The sequence below is a fragment of the Allobacillus salarius genome, from assembly GCF_007559425.1.
Classification (GTDB): domain Bacteria; phylum Bacillota; class Bacilli; order Bacillales; family Alkalibacillaceae; genus Allobacillus; species Allobacillus salarius.
Map to the genome: position 1 here is coordinate 1 of NZ_VMHE01000008.1, position 20,741 is coordinate 20,741.

General features: G+C 34.5%; 14 protein-coding genes. 1 reads left to right on the forward strand and 13 read right to left on the reverse strand.

Going from position 1 to position 20,741, the window contains the following annotated elements; genetic code table 11:
• Window positions 1–443 precede the first annotated feature (443 nt).
• On the reverse strand, window positions 444–3,095 hold the full coding sequence (locus FPQ13_RS06120; protein ID WP_144088531.1) for a right-handed parallel beta-helix repeat-containing protein: 2,652 nt from the start codon (window positions 3,093–3,095) through the stop codon (window positions 444–446).
• A gap of 354 nt (window positions 3,096–3,449) precedes the next feature.
• Window positions 3,450–5,096, reverse strand: coding sequence for a glycerol-3-phosphate dehydrogenase/oxidase (locus FPQ13_RS06125; RefSeq protein ID WP_144088451.1), 1,647 nt, complete (start codon window positions 5,094–5,096; stop codon window positions 3,450–3,452).
• A 177-nt stretch (window positions 5,097–5,273) separates the two neighbouring features.
• Here FPQ13_RS06125 and FPQ13_RS06130 point away from each other — a divergent pair, with 177 nt between their 5' ends.
• Window positions 5,274–5,843, forward strand: a complete 570-nt coding sequence (locus FPQ13_RS06130) for a glycerol-3-phosphate responsive antiterminator (protein WP_144088452.1) — start codon at window positions 5,274–5,276, stop codon at window positions 5,841–5,843.
• Here the strand turns inward: FPQ13_RS06130 and FPQ13_RS06135 are convergent.
• The 11 genes from FPQ13_RS06135 to FPQ13_RS06185 all read right to left on the reverse strand — a co-directional run bounded on the left by FPQ13_RS06135 (window position 5,797) and on the right by FPQ13_RS06185 (window position 20,063).
• Window positions 5,797–6,615 (reverse strand): HAD-IIA family hydrolase, encoded by an 819-nt coding sequence (locus FPQ13_RS06135; protein WP_144088453.1) that lies wholly within the window; start codon window positions 6,613–6,615, stop codon window positions 5,797–5,799. The genes FPQ13_RS06130 and FPQ13_RS06135 overlap by 47 nt on opposite strands.
• Before the next feature lie 20 nt (window positions 6,616–6,635).
• Complete coding sequence (locus FPQ13_RS06140; protein ID WP_144088454.1) at window positions 6,636–8,339, reverse strand: ABC transporter permease; 1,704 nt, start codon at window positions 8,337–8,339, stop codon at window positions 6,636–6,638.
• Window positions 8,336–9,460: an ABC transporter ATP-binding protein gene (locus tag FPQ13_RS06145; protein ID WP_144088455.1), complete on the reverse strand. Its 1,125-nt coding sequence runs from the start codon at window positions 9,458–9,460 to the stop codon at window positions 8,336–8,338. The genes FPQ13_RS06140 and FPQ13_RS06145 overlap by 4 nt, the downstream gene beginning before the upstream one ends.
• A 15-nt stretch (window positions 9,461–9,475) precedes the next feature.
• Window positions 9,476–10,525, reverse strand: a complete 1,050-nt coding sequence (locus FPQ13_RS06150; RefSeq protein ID WP_144088456.1) for an ABC transporter substrate-binding protein — start codon at window positions 10,523–10,525, stop codon at window positions 9,476–9,478.
• A gap of 387 nt (window positions 10,526–10,912) precedes the next feature.
• A complete protein-coding gene (locus FPQ13_RS06155) occupies window positions 10,913–12,628 on the reverse strand; it encodes a phospho-sugar mutase (protein ID WP_144088457.1) in 1,716 nt (571 codons plus the stop codon).
• Between the two features lie 95 nt (window positions 12,629–12,723).
• A complete protein-coding gene (locus tag FPQ13_RS06160; RefSeq protein WP_144088458.1) occupies window positions 12,724–13,890 on the reverse strand; it encodes a nucleotide sugar dehydrogenase in 1,167 nt (388 codons plus the stop codon).
• 48 nt (window positions 13,891–13,938) lie between these two features.
• Window positions 13,939–14,904: a glycosyltransferase family 2 protein gene (locus tag FPQ13_RS06165; protein WP_144088459.1), complete on the reverse strand. Its 966-nt coding sequence runs from the start codon at window positions 14,902–14,904 to the stop codon at window positions 13,939–13,941.
• Window positions 14,905–15,087: 183 nt separating this feature from the next.
• On the reverse strand, window positions 15,088–16,155 hold the full coding sequence (locus FPQ13_RS06170; protein WP_186279569.1) for an EpsG family protein: 1,068 nt from the start codon (window positions 16,153–16,155) through the stop codon (window positions 15,088–15,090).
• A 130-nt stretch (window positions 16,156–16,285) separates the two neighbouring features.
• Window positions 16,286–17,395, reverse strand: a complete 1,110-nt coding sequence (locus FPQ13_RS06175; RefSeq protein ID WP_186279570.1) for a glycosyltransferase family 4 protein — start codon at window positions 17,393–17,395, stop codon at window positions 16,286–16,288.
• 23 nt (window positions 17,396–17,418) lie between these two features.
• The gene (locus FPQ13_RS13950; RefSeq protein ID WP_144088462.1) at window positions 17,419–19,437 is read right to left on the reverse strand and encodes an NAD-dependent epimerase/dehydratase family protein; all 2,019 of its coding nucleotides are present in this window, start codon (window positions 19,435–19,437) and stop codon (window positions 17,419–17,421) included.
• Complete coding sequence (locus FPQ13_RS06185; RefSeq protein ID WP_144088463.1) at window positions 19,434–20,063, reverse strand: sugar transferase; 630 nt, start codon at window positions 20,061–20,063, stop codon at window positions 19,434–19,436. The genes FPQ13_RS13950 and FPQ13_RS06185 overlap by 4 nt, the downstream gene beginning before the upstream one ends.
• Window positions 20,064–20,741: the final 678 nt, after the last annotated feature.

The following is a 20,741-nucleotide window of genomic DNA, read 5'->3' on the forward strand; positions in this document are numbered from 1 at the left end:
CCCATCATAAAAAAATGGGCTGGCAAAGTTCTCGAATTTCTTTTGCATTATTATCAGATTTTCTCTTGCAAAATACAGTTGTCGAGGAAATCTCATTAGCACTAGATCCTCTTATTGGAATCGTTGAATAATCTGCCAATACATAAAAAATAAGACCGATAAGCATACATGCCGACATAATAATTAATTTCAGGTTTCCCATACTATTTCCTCCCTGTTTTGGACGTCCTTATTATATTCTTATTACATGACAAAAGAATTAGGACAACTTTCTCATGCAAATTAGGAAAGAACAACCTAAAACAAGTGATATGTATCAAAACCTATGTCCTTTCACTCTCGCATAAGCTTCCACTACCTGAGCTTGTAAATTCTTTTATAGATGGCCTAATTGAGTATAAACATAAAAAAATTAGAGAGCCGCTAAGCTCTCTAAATAAATATTATGCACGTTTGCGAGAATAGATTAAGAATGCAGCACCAACAAGTAATATTACAAGACCTATCAAGCCAAATCCGTAGATGTTGGTTGCGGTTTCAGGAAGTTTTTCTACCGAGGTTTCGCTTTCTTCGTTATCAGAATCAACTTTTTTAGTCGATTTCACTTCTTTCGTTACTTCTTCGGTAGTTTCCTCATTACTTTTATTAGTGGCAGTTTCTTCTTCATCATTAGACTCTACTGAATCTTCATCTGAAGTTGCTCCTTCTTCAATCGATTCGTCATCTGTATTTTCTTCAGAAGATTCATCGTCACTGCCACTTGTGCTTTCATCTTCTGTACCTGTTTGCTCATTATCTGTATCTTCATTCGATTCTTCTTCCGATTCTCCTGTTTCCTCTTCCACTTCCTCTGCCGTTACTTCAAACACGCCAAATGTACTAAAGTGAGTGGTTTCTGCAACGACATAACCATCTTCGTGTTCTCCACCGATTAGTTCCCATTTTTCTGTTTCAGGGTTATAATACTTAACTTTTAGTAAATCTGTGTTCCCTTTGAAGTGATCATAAACTTTAAATTTCAGCTTAATCGGTGTATCGGCAAACTCACTAATGGACTGTCCGTCTTGTCCCTTGAGCGAAAATGAATAAACATCTGACATTGCTTTGTCAGCATCTTTTTCGGGTGTAATTTTTTCAAGAGTTACACTGACTGTATCTTTGTATCCAACTTTACTAAATACCTCCGCCGGAATTTCGAGTTGAACTTCTTCTTTCGATAGATTAATGGTACCTTCATTTTTCTGTAACCGAACTAATAGATTCTTGGAAATTAATTGTGTTATTTTATTCGCCTGTTCGGTTGAAAGATCTACTTCTACTTTTCCTTCTTTGATATTTTCTTCAGAAGGGCTTTGATGGTACTCCCCTATTTCCTCTTCTGGTAATTGTTTAAAGAACGGATACAACGTTTGATCTTCATCGGCTTTAACTGTCAAAAAAGGATCTTTATTTGTCACATTTCCTTCTGAATCAGCCCAACCAATAAATTCATACCCAATTTTAGGTTCAGCAACAAAGATCACTTCCTCACCTCTAAGAACTGGATATCTGATTGATTCATAATGACCGACATCCATTAGGTACTGAGGGGTATGCACAAAACCATGAATGTTGGCATTAAAGAATATAGAAGTCATATTTGTTTTTTCAAAGTTTTCATCAATGTAATATTCATACACTTCAAGTTGTTCTGAGATCCGATTTTGTTGGTTAAATCCTGGACCTTCTGGTGAACCCCAATAGTTAAAACCTAATGGAATGTACCAGGTGTTCGACTTAGCGTTAAGCTTTACAGCGAAATCATTTATTAAAAATTTATTTTCACTAATATAATACCCAATCTCTTCCTCTGTATTAGGATGGTCGATTAGAATACCGAATTGATTATCTTTGAATTCATTATTCGATATATTGTAATCTCCATACTTATCGCTTAAATGACTAATAACTATTCCACTTTTATTATTTAAAAATTTATTATTAGTAACCCATGGACTACCTACGTCAGAATCCTTAATAATTAAACCTTGATTTAGATTAGTAAAATGGTTCCTTTCAATATAAAACTGTGAGCGTTGAAGTTCATGTTCATTTTCATATTTAAAACCAATATTTCCATTGTTGAATGAATTGTCCAATATGTAAATTTGGGCATCATAAAAATCAATATTCTGATTTATTGGTTCTAAATAAACTGCTTGATCCAATCCATCGAATTCATTGTTTCGCATATTTAGGCTATCAGTTTTTAATTGAACCCCCATATTATTATTGAATTGAACATTTTCAAAACCTTCAAAACTTAATTCAGAAACATCCAATAAATTACCCGTTAAATTGATTTGATTATACGTTTCTCCCGTAAATTCACCCGTTAGTCTAAAGTGGTTGGAACTTATAAAAATATTGTCTGTTTGTCCACTACTCTTGATCGCTTTAGGTGAATCTTCGAAAACTAGTGAATAAAAAGAAACATCGTCAGCCTGAATGGTTACTGCAGGTTTATCTGATGCATCGGCTTTTATGATTACCTCGCCATCATCATCTGAACCATCAAGACTAATTCCATCTTTGTTTATGATAATATTTTCATTGTAGGTTCCCGCTTGTACATAAATATTTGTTCCTTCCGGTGCCGCATCGATTGCTTCTTGAATGGTGTTGAAACTATATTCTTGATCGTCACCAAAATACCATACTGGCAATAGTTCATTCTCTTGCTCATGTTCATCTGGATTATAAGTGAAAAATGCTTCAATTACATAGTGATCTTCAGTCAACTTTAGTTGTAAATCGTGTTCTTCAAATCTTTGTATCTCTCCATCAATATTCACAAACCAATATTCAAATGAATCATAATCTTTATCTGCAATACCTAATGAGATTTCAAATCCTTTCTCATACTCACCTTTAGCTCCATCAGGAGTAGCACTTTCATATAAGAAATTATTATTCACGATATCTCCATTATATGATGCAAAAATAACTTCAGATGTATCGTTAGAATCGTTAACTTGCTCAGCGCTTAAACGTGGCGAAATGAATACAATAATCATACTTACAACTAATACAAATAAAAAATTGGTCTTCTTCATCTAATTCCCCCTTATTTTCCATTTAAATCATAAATAAACCATTAAACCTCCTTAATTTCAAAATTTGTAAAACTAACCAGCCATATTATATAGGAAAATAGTATTAGTCGCAAGGTTATTTGAGAAATATTCTAACTTTTATGTAAAAATCGTGTAGAAGGGGAATAAGGCTCCTGACATCCCATAAGCCTTACCAACGATTAAATATACGACAGTTCAATTCTTAATATAAGGTACTTTCTTATATTGTTACACAGGAAATTAGTCCAAATTAGGCTAATCTCTAAATTGATTAAAACTAATGTGTACTAAACATAACTAAGCCACCAGTATCACCTGGTGGCTTCCGTTACATTACCCGTTCACCCTCACCCGAATCTCCTCATCCAACTCCTTCATATAACTACTCTTCAACTCATCCGACCAATTAAACCTGTCGGCCATATACTTACACACTTGTTCTTTCGTTTGCTTTACAGAGTCAATGTTAAAAAGCAGTGTAGATACTCTTCTATAAAAGAAGTCAATCGGTGTCGCTACCATTTCGTATTCTATACCGTAGAGTAGCTCTGCAAAATCAACGGAAGTCAGGTCATATTTTTCAGCCACTTCAGCATTTTGTTCATATAACTCGTAAACTTTAGTCACATTAGATCCATACAGACGAGCTAAATGTTTAGCATCTTCTCTTGCAAATCCGTATTTAATTCCTTCATTCGCTGATGCTTCAACGAAATGATCCATATTCTGTGATCCGCCGACTTCCCCACCGGAGATTGGCAGGTGTTTAGTTTTGCATGGTCCAAACGAGATATTCTCTTGGTTAAATTTCTTAGTCACCAAATCAACAATTGTTTCCGCCATTTTCCGGTAGCCGGTTAATTTACCGCCTGCAATTGATATTAGACCTGAATCGGATTCAAGTATCTCGTCTTTTCGCGATATTTCAGATGGGTCTTTGCCTTCTTCTAGTATGAGTGGACGCAAACCCGCCCAAGTTGATTCAATGTCTTTCTTTGTAGCTTCAACCGATGGAAACATATAATTAACGGCTTCTAACAAGTAATCAATATCTTCTTCAGTTACATTCGGATCTTCTAAGTTGCCTTTATAAAATGTATCCGTTGTACCAATATAAACTTTTTTATCTCTTGGTATAGCGAAGATCATTCGTTTATCTTTTTCGGTATCAAAATATATGGATTGCTTTAATAGGAAGCGCTCTTGATCAAAAACGATATGAACACCTTTTGTTAAAATGACATTGTTATTGTCTTTCGATTGATCCAAATCACGGACTTGGTCAACCCAAGGACCTGTCGCATTAATCACTTTTTTTGCATGGATTTCATATTTTTCTCCCGTAAGCTGGTCTTTTGCAGATACCCCAATAATTTTTCCATCATTATAGAGTAATTGATTCGCTTTCGTATAATTTATTGCCTTCGCCCCGTGTTCTACCGCAGCTTTCATGACTTCTAATGTTAGTCGAGCATCATCTGTCCGATACTCTACATAGTAACCTCCACCTTTTAAACCGTCTTTTTTCAAAAGCGGTTCCTTGTTCAAGGTTTCATCTCGATCAAACATGACTCTTCTCTCACTCTTTTTCACATTGGCAAGGAAGTCATATAACCGTAATCCAAATGATGTCATAAGTTTACCAAATGACCCATCTTTATAAAACGGAAGAAGCATCCATTGGGGTGTCGTAACATGTGGTCCATTCTCATAGACGATCGCCCGTTCTTTCCCTGTTTCTGAAACGACCTTTATATCGAATTGCTTCAAATATCGAAGTCCACCGTGTACTAGTTTAGTAGACCGACTGGATGTGCCCGCAGCAAAGTCTTGCATTTCAATTAACGCCGTTTTCATCCCTCTCGTAGCGGCATCCAAAGCAATCCCTGCTCCCGTAATTCCACCACCGATGATGAGAACGTCATATTGTTCATTTTTTAATTCTTCTATATGTGCTGCTCTTTGAAGATTTGAAAACATTATTATTCCTCCTAAATATACAAAAAGAGCCCACAAAGAATGCTGCCAAATGATTTTGGCAGTACTTTGCAGGCTCTCCATATCTCTCGCCATCACTATTTTTCATTGTAAAAAACTATTAAAATCCAATAATATGATATAATATTCACTAAATTGAAATGATTGGAGTGTAATAGTTTGGACAACATTGTCGATCTCGTTCAGTCACAGATCATCGCTTCAGTAAAAAAAGAAGAGCATTTAGAAAAAGCTATTCATTCAAACGCCAACATCGTCTTTTTGTTGACTGGTGATTTAATGAGTACAAAGACGTATTTGGACACATTAAAAGCACACGGTAAAGATACATTTATCCATGTTGATTTTATAGATGGGCTTGCCAATACGAGAAGTGCTATAGATTTTATTGCAGACAATTGGAAGCCGAAAGGGATCATCACAACGAAAAGTCATCTTATCAAACATGCAAAAGAAAAAGGTTTGATGACAATCCAACGAGTTTTCTTAATCGATGGTAATGCATTGAATAAAGGAATCGAGCTTTCTCAAGCTACGAAACCAGATGCCATCGAAGTATTGCCAGGTCTCATGCCGAACATTATCGACCGTTTAACAAAAAGAACAAACCTGCCAATAATTGCCGGTGGATTAATCAGTACACAAAAAGAAATTGAAGACGGTTTGAAAGCAGGTGCACTAGCTATTTCTGCTGGTAATCCAAAGCTTTGGATTTTGGATCTTCAATGATTTCTTTGATTTCCGATATGCTATTTAATACATATTTCGGTTGATCTGAAGCTGTATCAAGCATATCTTGTTTTGTTATTCCAGTTAAAACAAGCACGGATTGCATTCCTGTCGAATTCCCCATTCGAATATCCGTTTCCAAACGGTCTCCGATCATATAGCAATTTTCAGGTGGTAATTGTAAGATTTCATCGACGATTAACTTGGCTGCAAAAGGATTGGGCTTACCTAAAATGATTTCAATCGTTTCACCAGTTGCCCCTTCCAATGCGCCAATCATCGCGCCGCAATCAGGAATTTGTCCACCTTCTACCGGACATGTTCTGTCTGGATTCGTCGCTACAATCTCTGCTCCATTACGCCATGCTTGGAAGGCATGATTCAATTTTTCATAATTGAATTGGCGATCCCATCCTAACACAACATAACGAACATTTTCGTCATCTTCTGTTACTTGGATTCCTTGATTTTGTAGCTCCTCAAATAGTGGCTTTTCGCCAATTACCAATACTTTCTCATCCGACTTCAATCTAGCAGATAAATACTTAGCCGTTAAGAGATTTGAGTTAATAACGTTTTCTTTTTCAACCTCAACACCTAGGCCATTTAACTTTTCAACATAGGCATCTATCGTTTCAATTGATTTATTTGTCAAAAAAACGACTTTGTCTCCACGGTCCCTTAAATACTGAACCGTTTTAGCGGCACCGTCTATGAGATTATTATCTACATAGACAGTGCCATCTAAATCAAATATAAAACCTTTTTGCATCGGTATTTCCCCACTTTCAACTATGTTTTATTTCTATTCGAAAGCAAGCTTGCAAGACCTTGTAATACAAGGACCATGGCAACCAGAATGACGGACATAGCTGCAGCGGAGTAATACTCTGCTCTTAATACGTTTTGGAATATGGCTAAACTCATCGGTGCCCAATCTGGTGGTGCCATCAATACCGATATACTCGTTTCCTTGATGACCGTAATGAAAACAAGAACAGATCCTGCGGCGATTCCAGGTAACATTAAAGGACCAATGATTGTAATGGCAGCCGTTAGAGTGGATGCACCTAAGTTAATTGCAGCTTCCTCAATATCTTGCTTAATCGCACGCATTGTTCCAACCGTCGAACGAACCATATAAGGCAAACGCCTGATACTATAAGCGACAATTAAAATAAATGCTGTGCCTGTTAAATGCAACGGTGCTGTGTTGAACGTCTGAATCAATGCGATACCGAATGCGATACCCGGTACAATCAACGGAACCGTCGTCATAAAGTCCAGTCCTGTTGAACGGTGACGTACAACAAAGTACGATACAAAGCTTGCCACGACGACACTAAGGACTAAAGCTCCACCAGCTAAAAGTAAACTGTTCTGAATATTACCGAGCGAAGAAGAGAAAATCGTCCGGTAATGATCTAGCGTATAACCGGTTGGTAAAGGCTCTAATCCCCACGTTTTGGCAATGGACTGTACGAACACTGTCGCCAACGTCAATAATGGAATGATAACTACGAACCAAGAAAAGATGGATAAAGGTACAGTTAATGCTTTGTTTTCATTTAACTTAACTTGTTTCGGTTTCCCTGAAAGCGTGTCATAGTTTCTTCCTTTAAGTAAGAAGTTTTGTAACCAGTAAACGAAACCGGCTACCGCAATCATAATAACGGTCAAGATAGCCGCACTACCCCAATTAAAGAAACCAGCGATTTCACGGTATGCATCGACAACAATCAAATTCAGATCACTCGGTGCAAGTATGATTGGTGTACCGAAATCTGAAAAACTTACTGCAAAAATGACCAAAGCTGTTGATAACATTCCAGGTAATGCTAGCGGGAAGGTTACTGTACTGAATGTCAGCCAACCTTTCGAACCCATGTTTCTGGATGCTTCTTCTAACGAAACATCACTCACTTTAAATGCTGCGACCATAGGCCATAAAGCGTATGGGAAGAAGAAGAAGACTTGAACAAGCGCAATCCCCGTCATGGAATAAGGATCAATGAGCATTCCCTCTCCACCTAATTGCTGATAAATGTACGTCACCCAACCTGCACGGCCAAACATAATAATGAACGCATATGCCGAGATGAATGTTGGGAAGATTAGCGGAATTGTACATAGTGCACTAATAGTCTTCTTAAACGGCATCTTCGTTCGGGCAATTCCGTAAGCAATCGGCATACATAACAACAAAACCAAAATTGATACGATAAATGATAAATAAAGACTATTCTTCAGCCCTGTAAAGTAATGACCGTATGAAAAAATTGATTTATAGTTCTCAAGCGTCGCGTTTTTAAACTGTTCTACCGTTCGCTGAAATTGGTCTACACTCACCAATGAACCAAATAGATTAATTGGCTCGTTTGTGAAACTTACTAGAAAGACCGACAATAAAGGAATGATCAAAAAGAGAATGAAAAAACCGTAGATTAAAAATTTAACAAAGCCTAACCCATTAATCTTATTTATTAATCCTCTCATATGAGTAACACCCTCTCAGGCAGTACTCCTAGCTTAATCTTAGAACCTTCCTGTCGGATTTGATTACCAGACTCATACGTCGTATCGACAACCAGTTTATGTCCTTCGACTTCAATATCATACCGAACAGTTGAACCAAGGTATGTAGCAAAAAGTATTTCACCTTCAAATGTGTTGTCGAAAGATTCATTTTCTTCACCAATAACAGTTAAATTTTCAGGACGAATAATCGCCTTCACATCATCTTGCTCTGTCTGTGTAGCCGACTTAATCATTTGCTGCTCACCAATACGAACAGTAGTTAGACCATTCTCACGAGCAACAACAGTACCCGGTATAATATTAGAAGTACCTACGAAATCTGCAATGAAAGGTGTTTTCGGATTACTGTAAAGATCTGTTGGTGTACCAACCTGAAGTATTTCTCCATCTTTCATTACAGCAATACGGTCAGCCATACTCATCGCTTCTTCTTGGTCGTGTGTTACGAATATTGTCGTAATCTTCAATTCTTGTTGAATCCGACGAATCGTATTTCTCATCGTATGACGCAATTTTAAATCCAAATTGGATAACGGCTCATCCATTAATAACACTTCAGGCTCCATGACTAATGCTCTCGCCAAAGCAACCCTTTGTTGCTGACCACCAGATAACTCACTTGTCAGCTTATATGCATGATCTGAAAGCTCAACATACTCCAATATATTATTGACTTTTTCTTTAATTTCTTTCGGATACTTAACTAATTTGCTGTTCAGCATTCTCGTATAAACGCCGAACTTTTTGAATAAATTATTCTTCTTCAACTCTTTAATGTTTAAACTGTAAGCGACATTATCGAACACGTTCATATGCGGAAACAATGCATAACTTTGAAACACCATTCCGCAGTTTCTCGCGTTTGGTGATAACTTTGCAACATCTTTTCCACCGATTTCAATTGTTCCGCTTGTCGCAGTTTCAAAACCTGCAATACATCTCATCGTTGTTGTTTTTCCACAACCAGATGGACCCAAAAGGGCGAAAAACTCGCCCTCTTTAATGTCCAAATCGATATTCTGAAGTACAGTCACTCCTGAAAAATCTTTTTTAAGTTGCTTTAATTCAACTGACCCCATATTTATCAACTTCCTTTAATTAATGTTATTTTGCCATTCGTTACGGATTCGGTCGTAGTTTTCATTTACCCAATCGATATCTAGATCGACAGCATTTTCACTAATCGCATCAAGATTTAGTGGTGTTTTCGACTCTACATCCGGATTAATTGGAATGTGGTGCCAATTCGCTAGAATCTGCTGTGCATCTTCACTTAGCATAAACTCCATGAAGTTCTTTCCGCCTTCTGGGTTCGGTCCATCTTGTACAAGAGACATTGGGTTAACAAGAATAGGCGTTTTTTCTGGAACGATAAAATCAACTGTCTCGCCTTTCGCCTTATGGTCATAAGCCATAAAGTCAAAACCTACTGCAATATGAGCTTCACCCATAGCAGCAGACTTTGTCGGGCCTGAACCCGAGTCCGGAATGGAGTTAGCTTGCTGAGCTAGCTTTTGGAAATATTCCCAACCTTCCTCTTCACCGTGTTGCATCATATAGCTAAGTACCATTAGAGTTGCTGTACCTGATGCAGCAGGGTTTGGAAACTGAATTTTCCCTTCCCATTTCGGGTCTAAAAGATCTTCCCATGTTTTTGGAGCTTCTTCTTCAGAAACTAAATCCGTGTTATAAGAAAAACCTAATACAAACAGTTCAGCACCTGTGTAGTAACCGTCTTCATGTTTCATTTTGATTCCGTTTTCAACGACTTCCCAATCTTCTGCACTTTCAGGAACGAAAGGTGTAATGATTCCACGATCAACTGCTGACTCAAACGGCAGGATTCCACCGCCACCGTACCAAACATCAGCTTGTGGATTTTCTTTTTCAGCTAACATCTGGTTCACCAGAACATTTGTACCTGCATAATGAACGTTTACTTTTTGACCATGAATTTCTTCATATTTTGCAGCTAATTCTTCTGTCAGATCAGGAGTTTCAGGTGAATATAATGTAATCTCACCTTCTAATCCTCCACCTTCACCGCCATCTCCACTACTTTCTCCAGATGATTCATCACCAGCACATGCGGCAAGTAATCCTACTAATAAAACAAAAGATAATAAAACCAAAAACTTTCTCATTAAAATTCCTCCCTAAAATTTGAATATCTACACACATTAAAAAAGAGAATGAAAATTCCACCCCACAAATGTGTAAGGGCTTACATTCCACTCTCTTCTCTTAATCTCCGAGAGATATTCAATTGGTTAGATATTACTATATCAAATATTTTTAATATTGTAAATAGAAATTTGATGGAAATTGTTAAGATTCAGAAATTTATGTGGGTAAATGCTTTTTTATAGGAGATTATTTGAATGGACATTATTATTCGCTAGTTGGTTGGATGAGAATCTTGTGGTTGATTGTAGAAAGGTTGATAAACAGAAGAGCTTTCTATACATCCGAAGTAGATTTTATAATGACAAAGCGAAAAGACAGCGTCTTTTCGCTTCATTAATGATTTATTAAATATTTTCCAAAATAGCTGTCTTCAATTGTTCCAAACGACGGTCTGCTTCCTCCCTCGTCTCACCTTGCACCCCAAAGTAAAATTTCATCTTCGGCTCAGTACCGGATGGGCGGAGGCAATACCAGCAATCATCGCTCATTTTCACTTTTAGGACGTTCGCCTTTGGTAGATTGGTCACTTCCTCTCTACCGTCAGCCAAATAAGTGCGCTTCCCAATTGAATAATCCTCAACTATCTCGGCTTTCATATTGCCGGCTACCTTGACTGGGTTCTCACGAAAACTTTCCATCAAGTTCGCAATCTCTTTCGCTCCATCAATGCCTTCCATCTTCACGGAATGAAGGTCTTCGATGTGATAGCCATGTCGCTCATACAATTCATCGAGCGCATCAAATAGCGTCATGCCTTTGTTGTTATAAAAGGCTGCCATTTCACAAGCCATCATCGTCGATTGAATCGCGTCTTTATCGCGTGAAAAGTCGTTAATTAAATAACCATAGCTCTCTTCGTATCCGAATATAAACGTGTGGCTTCCAGTCTGTTCAAACTCCTCGATTTTTTCACTGATGAATTTGAACCCTGTCAACACATCCATCGACTGAATGCCATAGTGCTCTGCAACGGCTCGTCCTAGTTCAGAGGTAACAATCGTTTTGATCATCATGCCCTTGGACGGAATCTCTTTTGTATTCGCAAGGATATAGTCAAGCATCAATGCACCTAACTGATTCCCTGTCAGGACTTGATACTTCCCGGCCTCATTTTTCGCCGCCACACCTAACCGATCAGCATCAGGATCCGTCGCAATTAAAATATCTGCACCAACCTCTTCACCTAACCCAATTGCATATTCAAATGCTTGATGCTCCTCTGGGTTTGGTGATTGGACTGTTGAGAACTCCGGATCTGTAACCATTTGTTCTTCGACTAAGTGAACTTGATTAAAGCCCAATTGCTTTAATCCTTGAGGGACAAGCTCGCCCGCTGTTCCGTGCAGTGGTGTGAAAACGATATTTAACTCGTCTGCTTGGTTGGAAATCACATCAGTATTTAGGGAAATGGATTTTAACTCAGCCAAATAAGCTTGGTCTAAGTCTTCATCAATCCATTGCAAAAGCCCTTGCTCTTCCAACGTTTCTTGTTCCATCACTTCAATGGTTAGTTCGTTTTCAATTTCATTCACTTTTTCAATCATCAAATCTGCTTGCTCTGGTGGTAGCTGCCCTCCCGTTTCGTTATACACCTTATAGCCGTTGTATTCCGGTGGGTTGTGACTTGCTGTAATCATCACACCAGCAGCGGTTTTCAAATATCGTACGGCAAATGATAGCTCAGGCGTCGGCCGCAAAGAAGTAAACACATATGTCTTAATTCCATGCTTACCTAATACACGGGCTGTCTCTACCGCAAATTCTTTAGACATATGGCGGGAATCATAAGCAACAACGACACCGCGTTCTTTAAACGTTTGACCAAAGCTCTCCAAATAACGAGCCAAACCCTTAGCAGCCTTCCGAACCGTGTAAATATTCATTCTGTTTGTTCCTGGACCTAAGATTCCTCGCATCCCACCAGTTCCGAAAGTTAATGGTTGGTGGAATGCATCTTCAAGAGCTTTCTCGTTGGTTTGTATCTGTTCTAACTCACTTTTTAATGAAGCTTCAAGTTGATCGAAAGCAAGCCATTGGTTGGCTAGTTTTCTCCATGTCATTTTTATCACTCTCTTGTTATGTATTCCTCGATCGTATTTCTCTATCTAAAGAATAGCATATTAAAAAGCAGCCCACCAATTGGCGGGCCTATTAATTAATCTCTATTAAAAACATCACGCGTATAAACTTTCTCAGAAACATTTTTCAATTCTTCATCTAAACGATTTGCGACAATCACATCCGATTCATCTTTAAACGCATCAAAACCATCAATCACTCGCATACCATTAAACTGATCATCTTCCAATGTCGGTTCATAAATAACAACTTCGACATTTTGAGATTGAAGTCTTTCGATAACCCCTTGGATGGCTGATTGTCGGAAGTTATCAGAACCTGTTTTCATCGTTAAACGATAAATACCGACTGTCTTTGGATTTCGTTTTAAAATTTGATTTGAGATATGATCTTTTCTCTTATCATTTGCTTCAACGATTGCGGAAATCATGCTATTTGGAATACCTTTATAGTTGGCTAATAACTGTTTCGTATCTTTCGGTAAGCAATAGCCCCCGTATCCAAATGAAGGATTGTTATAATGATCGCCAATTCTTGGATCATGGCTAATTCCCTGGATAATTTGTTGACTATCTAAACCATTCACTTCAGCATATGTATCCAGTTCATTGAAGAAAGACACGCGCATCGCTAGGTAAGTATTCGCAAAGAGCTTGATTGCCTCAGCTTCCGTTGAATGAGTAAATAACGTAGGTACATCTTTTTTAATAGCTCCTTCAGCTAAGAGGTTCGCAAACTTCTCCGCTCGTTCAGATTGTTCACCAACAATAATTCTAGAAGGATATAAGTTATCATGTAACGCCTTACCTTCACGTAAAAATTCAGGAGAAAAAATAATATTATTCGTTTGATATTTTTCTCTCAACAATTCTGTATAACCAACTGGAATGGTTGACTTAATAACCATAACAGCATCCGAATTAATATCTAACACACGTTCTATTACTGATTCGACAGATGATGTATCAAAATAATCTTTTTCTGGGTCATAGTTCGTTGGTGTTGAAATAATAACAAACTCTGCATTTTGATAAGCTTCTTGTTCATCCGAAGTAGCCTTTAGATCAAGGTCCTTATTCGATAAAAACTCCTTGATATCCGGATCTACAATTGGTGATTTATTATTATTAATTAAGTCAACTTTTTCTTGAATGATATCTATTGCGGTTACTTCGTTGTGTTGAGCTAATAGTACAGCGTTTGAGAGGCCGACATAGCCTGTGCCAGCTATCGTTATCTTCATATACTTCTCTCCCGTCTACATCTTATTATAAATAAAAGAATATAATCTTTATTTATTATTATTATTTTTATAATATCTTTTCTCGCTTTGTAACTTTTTTTTGAAATTAGATAATTTTTTAATTAACCATACTGGATTTAATAACTTAAACTCAATGACTTTTATTTTTTTACTTTTTAATTGAGAATAAACTTTTAACATCTTTAAAAAACCAAAGTTGAGCGACTTGATTAAATAACCTCTACCACTGAGTTTTAGTGTTTTAAAATCTTCTTTCTTAAGACAATCTCTCAGAAATTGATAGTAGTTAACAAAAACCTCTAATCTAACATCAAATATCTTTTCATCTATCAACATTGTTAAACTACCTTTTGTTTTTGTTACACAATAGATTACAGATTCAGAAACTTTAAAATCGACCATATGATAACCAACATTAGCTGAGAACATTACATCGTTAGCTGATATTACCTCATCAAACTTAATATCGTGTTCTTCTAAAAAACTTCTTTTCAGTAATTTTGACCAAGGAACCACAAAGCGATATCTCAAGAATAGTTCTGTACTCAAATTTTTATTATATAGGTGGTTGTCAATAATGTTCTTAAAAGGGACATGTCGATCAGATGTTTTACCAGTATCTACTTCAATACTAGTTGGTTTAAAAAAAACAACATCCCACTTAGAGTCCATGTATTCTAGGATAATATCATAGAACCCTTCAATAAATAGATCATCCGCGTCAGCAAATAAAACCCATTTACCCTTTGCTTTTTTTAGCCCTAGATTTCTACAAGAGCCTGCATTTTTTTTGTTCGGTTTGTTACTGAAAATCTCAATGTTTTTGTTCTGAATACTTTTTTTTAGATCAGCTAATTTACGTTTGCAACTCGAATTACTATGGTCGTCTACAATAATCACTTGGATTTCTTTGCATTTAGGAATAGTCTTTAGCAATTTCATTAATGATTCTATTGAGTTATAATGTGGAATTATTATTGATAATTTAATCATAATATTTTATACTTTAACTCCTTATATTACTTTCATAATCATTTTTCAAAGGTTTAAATCTTTAAGAATATATATGCTTTTATTATTTTTTCTTGAAATGTCTACATGTAAAGATAAAATAAAAATTTATAATTATTTTATAACAACCACTCTCTGATGTTGCATATAGCAGTATTTATATTATTAATATCTAAAGAAAAAGTTATATGGTGTCACTCCATGAAACCCCTCAATTAATCGTGCTAAAAAGTATAAAAATGCTATACAATATACTACATAATAAATGATTATTCTAGTTTTCTTATCTTCAATACTATTAATTGCTAAAGGAATAAACAAAATGTTAAATACACTAAAATAATAATCAAATCTATTTAAAATGCTTACTTTCATAGAAAGTAGACTTATTAATAGAGACAAGATGGTTAAGATTAACAAAAAGTCGTATTCCTTACTAATTTTAGTAATTTGTCTGATTAAGAATCCAAATACCAATATGCTTGCACTTATAAGAGATGTTAATATCCCCCCACCCTCGAAATAATCCGTATCCACATACCATTGATAACTTGGAAAAAATTCAAATATTATATTTAAAATTTTTTCAAAAAAATACACAAAAAATGTAACGCCAAAGGTAATAATGATTGTATTTAATTTATTCAGCTTAACACCATATAAGAAATATACAGGTAAAAAAAGAATTGCTAACCCATGAAAAGTAGAAGCAAATAGGATCAAAGCTGCGAATGGAACTATTCTTCTTTCTAAGATAAATTTATATGCAATGAGAATAATCCCTATAGCTAAAAATTGTCTTATTATGTTGAAAGATGCAAAGTAATAAAACATAGTTACAAAAATATAAATACTGAATATTATATTTTTGGAATTTCTATTAATAAAATAAAATACACACGATAGAATTAATAATGATGTGAAAATTATTATTATCTGTGGAGAATTACTCAAAATAGAGATTATTTTATTAAATAAAACATAACCTTCTTCCCATCGAACTACATTAAAAAAATTAGAATATTCAGCATTTGAAATTCTTTTAAATCCTCTAATATAATTCGCTGTATCAGTACCTATTTGTGGTCCTCTTAATGCAGATATTAAAAAAAGAATTGTAAAAGTAACCCAGAAAAATAATTTTTCCTTTTCATAAGATTTTTTTGGAAAAGTTATTAAAAATGTAAAGATGAGTATACTAAAAAAAACGATCAAATATAAACTGATTTCCAACGACAACCTTTCGATATATCACTATTAAAAAATTGGTTTTAATCTATATAACAAACAAGAAATTTTGAGCTTTCTTGAATGTTTGCGCCTCTTTGGAGAATATCTAGTTTTAATGATATAGGAAGTATTATCAAACTGATTGTTCTTGAATAATTAACTCATACTCAGAAATGATGTTGCTCCATTTAAATTTACTCACTAACTTTATGCAATTCTCAGATATGCTTTCATAGTTAGAAATAATAAGGGTTATTTTTTTGGCTATTTCGTTGATATTAAAACAATTCACACTATACCCTACAGTCCCATTCTTAAAATGCTTGTCAAATCCTTGACCTCGAGTGTAAATAACAGGTAATCCTTGACTCATTGCTTCAGCATATACTAATCCAAATGATTCCTTTATTGAAGGCATAATAAATATGTCATTACTTCTATATATTTCTATTAAGTTTTTCTTATTCACGAAGGGAATATAATTGATGAAATGCACTTTTAAAATCTTTTTAAATATTTTTTTATCTTGCACTTCTCCTACCACTGTAAGCTTTACCTTATAACCTTCTTTTATAAGCAACTTACAAACTTCAATTGTAGAATTAATATTTTTATTCCTATTAATTTTACCTACATATAAAAGTCTTATTTGATCTTCTCTAACACTCTTTGGCTTTTCCGCTAAATTGTTAAACCAAAAATTATCAATGCCAAAAGGGATAATACTTGATTTGTTTTCAACAAGATTCTTATCTTTGCTACTAAGATATTTATTTAAAACAAATTCTTTATAAGGTTGAGATATAAAAATAACCCTATGTGCACCTTTAAGAATTTCTCTTCCAATCCCTCTTAAAAAAAACATTTTTTTGAAATAAACATTAATATCTGTATTTTGAACTATTACGATATATGGTATTCCCACTTTTTTATTGACGGTATATGCTAGGTAGCCATTTGAGAATAACGAGTATGCAAGAGTTAAATTATAACTTTTGAAGTCATAAATATTTTGTAAATCTTTATAAAGTTTCTTATTTCTATAAAAATAAACAAATCTATCAAGTTTCTTTAAACTTTTTGAAACATCTACATATTCAGATATATCGTCAATAATTTTTGAATTACTTTGAACAGGATAATAAAGTCTGCCAGAAAAACTCGAAAAACTATTCATACTATTAAACATGTTCGAATATATTGAAGATTGATTAAAATTAGTATTAAGATGTAAAATATTCATTATCTTTCCTTTCATTTTGCATGCTATGCTTCTTTTTCATTAATAATACTTCTATATAAATTCAGATGTTTATCAATATTATTTTTTAAAGAATACTTCTGTTTAACTTTAAATAAATTCCTTTCTTTCTCACTTTGCATAAGCTGTTTATTATTATAGAAATGTAATATTCTTTCAATAAATTCGTATGCAGTTTCACATACACTTTCATTATTATCGACAACTTCAACGGATCCCCCAGCATCTGTAGTTAAAACAACGGTTTTCCTACTCATCGCTTCAACTAAGGTTCTTCCAAACGATTCAGTATTAAATTTTGAAGTTAATATAAAAATATCTATATCATAATAAAAATTGTTCATTGCCTCAATATCAATGTTAATATATCCCTTAAATCTATTACCTAAGATATCTTTTAATTCCTTAAACATTAACTTTGTATCATATGTAGAACGTTCATCTAAACACCCTACTGCCATGTTCACATATAGTTTATCACCTAGTACTTTATTTAATTCTTTTGTGATTTCTACAGCTAATGGCCAATTTTTCCAATCAGTATACCTTCCAGCAAAACCGATTATTATATTATCCGAATGAGGCTTTTCGAGAGCCTCATCATATGATTCAAAAATTTTCCCTGCAGTATTTTCGATTATCTTAAAATTTAAATATTTACCTTTGCTTTTTATTGCATCTTTCCAATATTTCATATTAAATTCTGTAGTGGTGACCAGTATATCTAGCTCTTTAAGAAAAAAATGAAAAATTTGTTTTATCAGCCTATTATATTTTGTATATAATCCTCTTTCTGTATGGATCAACCTTGTATTTGATGGGATGAGCTTAAATTTACTTAATAAAGTAACAATGAAAAAACTCACTTGAGCTTGAGTATGAATTATTGTAGGGTTTACATCATTGATTATTTTCCTTACATTTAATATATACTTAATAAATGATATTGGTTTCTTTATTAAATGCTTAATCCTTGTGTGAGAAGTTAAGTGATAATAATCAACACCTGAAATGTTTTTTTTAATCTCACCTGGTTGCACAACTCCAACAGCTAATTCTTTTTTTACTCCATCTATTATTATTTTTGTTGATTCCTGCTCCCCCCCAACTGTTTCTAATCCATTATCAGACATTAATAAGACATCAATCTCGTTATAATTTTTTGTATTCGTCTCTGATTCCATGATGGACTCTTTAAATTCCCTAATTTGATAATTCATTTTATAGTCACTCAAGCTTTTTTCATAAACCAAATTGCCAAACACCTTGTTTATAAGGCCTGAATAACTGCTTGATAACTTTAAAACTGGATTGAAAAATTTCGTTAAAGTTATCTTTTTATCATATACTTCAGCTATTTGTTTCACCATGTCACTTGTCTTAACATACTCACTGTTTTGAGGAAAGAACAAGCCAGTTTCGTTATTGTCTATCATAAGTCTTATGAACTCACAAAGGTTATCGATGTGTAACATGCTTCTCTGGTTATCTATATCAGGGAAGAACGGTAATCTTTTAGCAGCTTTAACGAGTTTAGGATAATTTCCTTTAGAATACTTTCCATAAATCATCGGAGGTCTGATAATTACAACATTAAAATCTTTACTCCTCATAGGAAAGATACCTTCCTCTGCCTCTAATTTGCTGTTACCATAAAAATTACTAGGGCTAGGTTTTGTCTCTTTATAAATAACTCTTAAGCCTTCAGAACTATCTCCATATACAATTATGCTACTCATAAATATAAACTGCTTTACTCCATTTGTTTTTGCTTTTTTAGCAGACTCTATTGCAAGATCACGATTCACCTTATAATACATTTCTTCCATTTTAGGATCTGATGAGATATGCGCAATTCCAGCTACATGAAGCACAACGTCATATTGCGAAAAGTCTTTTTCTTTCCATGAATCATCTCTTAAGCTTATAGAATCTATTGAGTATCTGCCTGGATAATTATCTAACCAATTCTTGAAACTCAAGCCTACATAGCTATTTTTCCCTGCGATTAGTATTTTTTTCATTTGGTATTGCTCTCCTTGTTGCTTGCTACTTCATTATTAATCCTACTTGCACCTTCAACAATCCCATCACTTTTAAAAACACTTACGATTGTTCCAAAGAAACACTTAACGTCCATTCTAAAACTAATTTTGTCAACATACTCACCATCTAGCTTTGCTTTCACTTCAATTGGTAGTTCATCTCTACCGTTAATTTGTGCCCATCCAGTCAAACCAGGTAGATAATCATTAGCTCCATACTTTTCTCTTTCTGCTATCAGATCATATTGGTTCCATAATGCCGGCCGAGGTCCGATAATACTCATTTCACCTACAAATATATTCCATATTTGGGGCAATTCATCCAGTGAGGTTTTTCTCAAAAATTTACCTACTTTTGTAATATACTGATCAGAGTTTCCTAACAGATGTGTTGGGGTATCTTTTGGTGTATCAATTCTCATAGTACGGAACTTTAATATATCGAAGTGAGTTTTACGTATTCCAACACGTGTTTGTTTAAAAAACACTGGTCCTTTTGATTCTAACTTGATGGAAATTATGATGATTAAAAAAATTGGAGACAATCCAACAAGGCCAATAAAAGATAGAACAATATCTAGCAATCTCTTAATCTTCATATACATTTAGTTTATTCTCCTTAATATTTTGTTCTTATAAAATATTTATGTTGAGCTTTTAATTGATTCAGGAAAGAATTATGAAATTGTGAATAACAAAAGTAAAAAATTTGTATGTATTACAGAAGTCTATCCCAAACTACAGGTTCTACCTGAAGAGGCTCAAGCAATCTACGTTGTTATTGATTATTATCCTCATTTCGGCGAATATTGTCTTAGTTTTCATAAAATTCCTACTCATAGTATTGTAAAATTTTTAAAATCAATATTAAAAGAAATATTTTACATTAGAAAAGTCGGGACTATTTTATTTCAATTTAATATTTATTTAGTAAATAGATACCTACTTCAATATGACCTTAAGAAGCCGATTGCTCCGTTTTTATAATACTCGTGACGCTAATCGACAAAGAAATTATTACGAAGATTTTCCGATAGAAGCCATATTGACATGCAAGGATAAGCTGAGATAATAAGATAAAATCACATTGATTATTTTTTTAGTAAAAATTTTAGTCAGTTGTAAATTTTGATAAGTACTCTTAAGTATTAGAAATATTAGAATTAATATGTCTGAGTTACTGAGTAATGCCCCCCCTTTTCAAAGGAGGCGAATGAAAACTTATTCTAACTTCAGTCATGCTATACTTATATCGCTTATAATTAATTCTTATTTCTATTTTA

Excerpts from the sequence above, each read along its gene's own strand:
- FPQ13_RS06120 (WP_144088531.1), bottom strand. The coding sequence starts at position 3,095 with ATGAAGAAGACCAATTTTTTATTTGTATTAGTTGTAAGTATGATTATT.
- FPQ13_RS06125 (WP_144088451.1), bottom strand. The coding sequence starts at position 5,096 with ATGTTTTCAAATCTTCAAAGAGCAGCACATATAGAAGAATTAAAAAAT.
- FPQ13_RS06135 (WP_144088453.1), bottom strand. The coding sequence starts at position 6,615 with ATGCAAAAAGGTTTTATATTTGATTTAGATGGCACTGTCTATGTAGAT.
- FPQ13_RS06140 (WP_144088454.1), bottom strand. The coding sequence starts at position 8,339 with ATGAGAGGATTAATAAATAAGATTAATGGGTTAGGCTTTGTTAAATTT.
- FPQ13_RS06145 (WP_144088455.1), bottom strand. The coding sequence starts at position 9,460 with ATGGGGTCAGTTGAATTAAAGCAACTTAAAAAAGATTTTTCAGGAGTG.
- FPQ13_RS06150 (WP_144088456.1), bottom strand. The coding sequence starts at position 10,525 with ATGAGAAAGTTTTTGGTTTTATTATCTTTTGTTTTATTAGTAGGATTA.
- FPQ13_RS06155 (WP_144088457.1), bottom strand. The coding sequence starts at position 12,628 with ATGACATGGAGAAAACTAGCCAACCAATGGCTTGCTTTCGATCAACTT.
- FPQ13_RS06160 (WP_144088458.1), bottom strand. The coding sequence starts at position 13,890 with ATGAAGATAACGATAGCTGGCACAGGCTATGTCGGCCTCTCAAACGCT.
- FPQ13_RS06165 (WP_144088459.1), bottom strand. The coding sequence starts at position 14,904 with ATGATTAAATTATCAATAATAATTCCACATTATAACTCAATAGAATCA.
- FPQ13_RS06175 (WP_186279570.1), bottom strand. The coding sequence starts at position 17,395 with ATGAATATTTTACATCTTAATACTAATTTTAATCAATCTTCAATATAT.
- FPQ13_RS13950 (WP_144088462.1), bottom strand. The coding sequence starts at position 19,437 with ATGAAAAAAATACTAATCGCAGGGAAAAATAGCTATGTAGGCTTGAGT.
- FPQ13_RS06185 (WP_144088463.1), bottom strand. The coding sequence starts at position 20,063 with ATGTATATGAAGATTAAGAGATTGCTAGATATTGTTCTATCTTTTATT.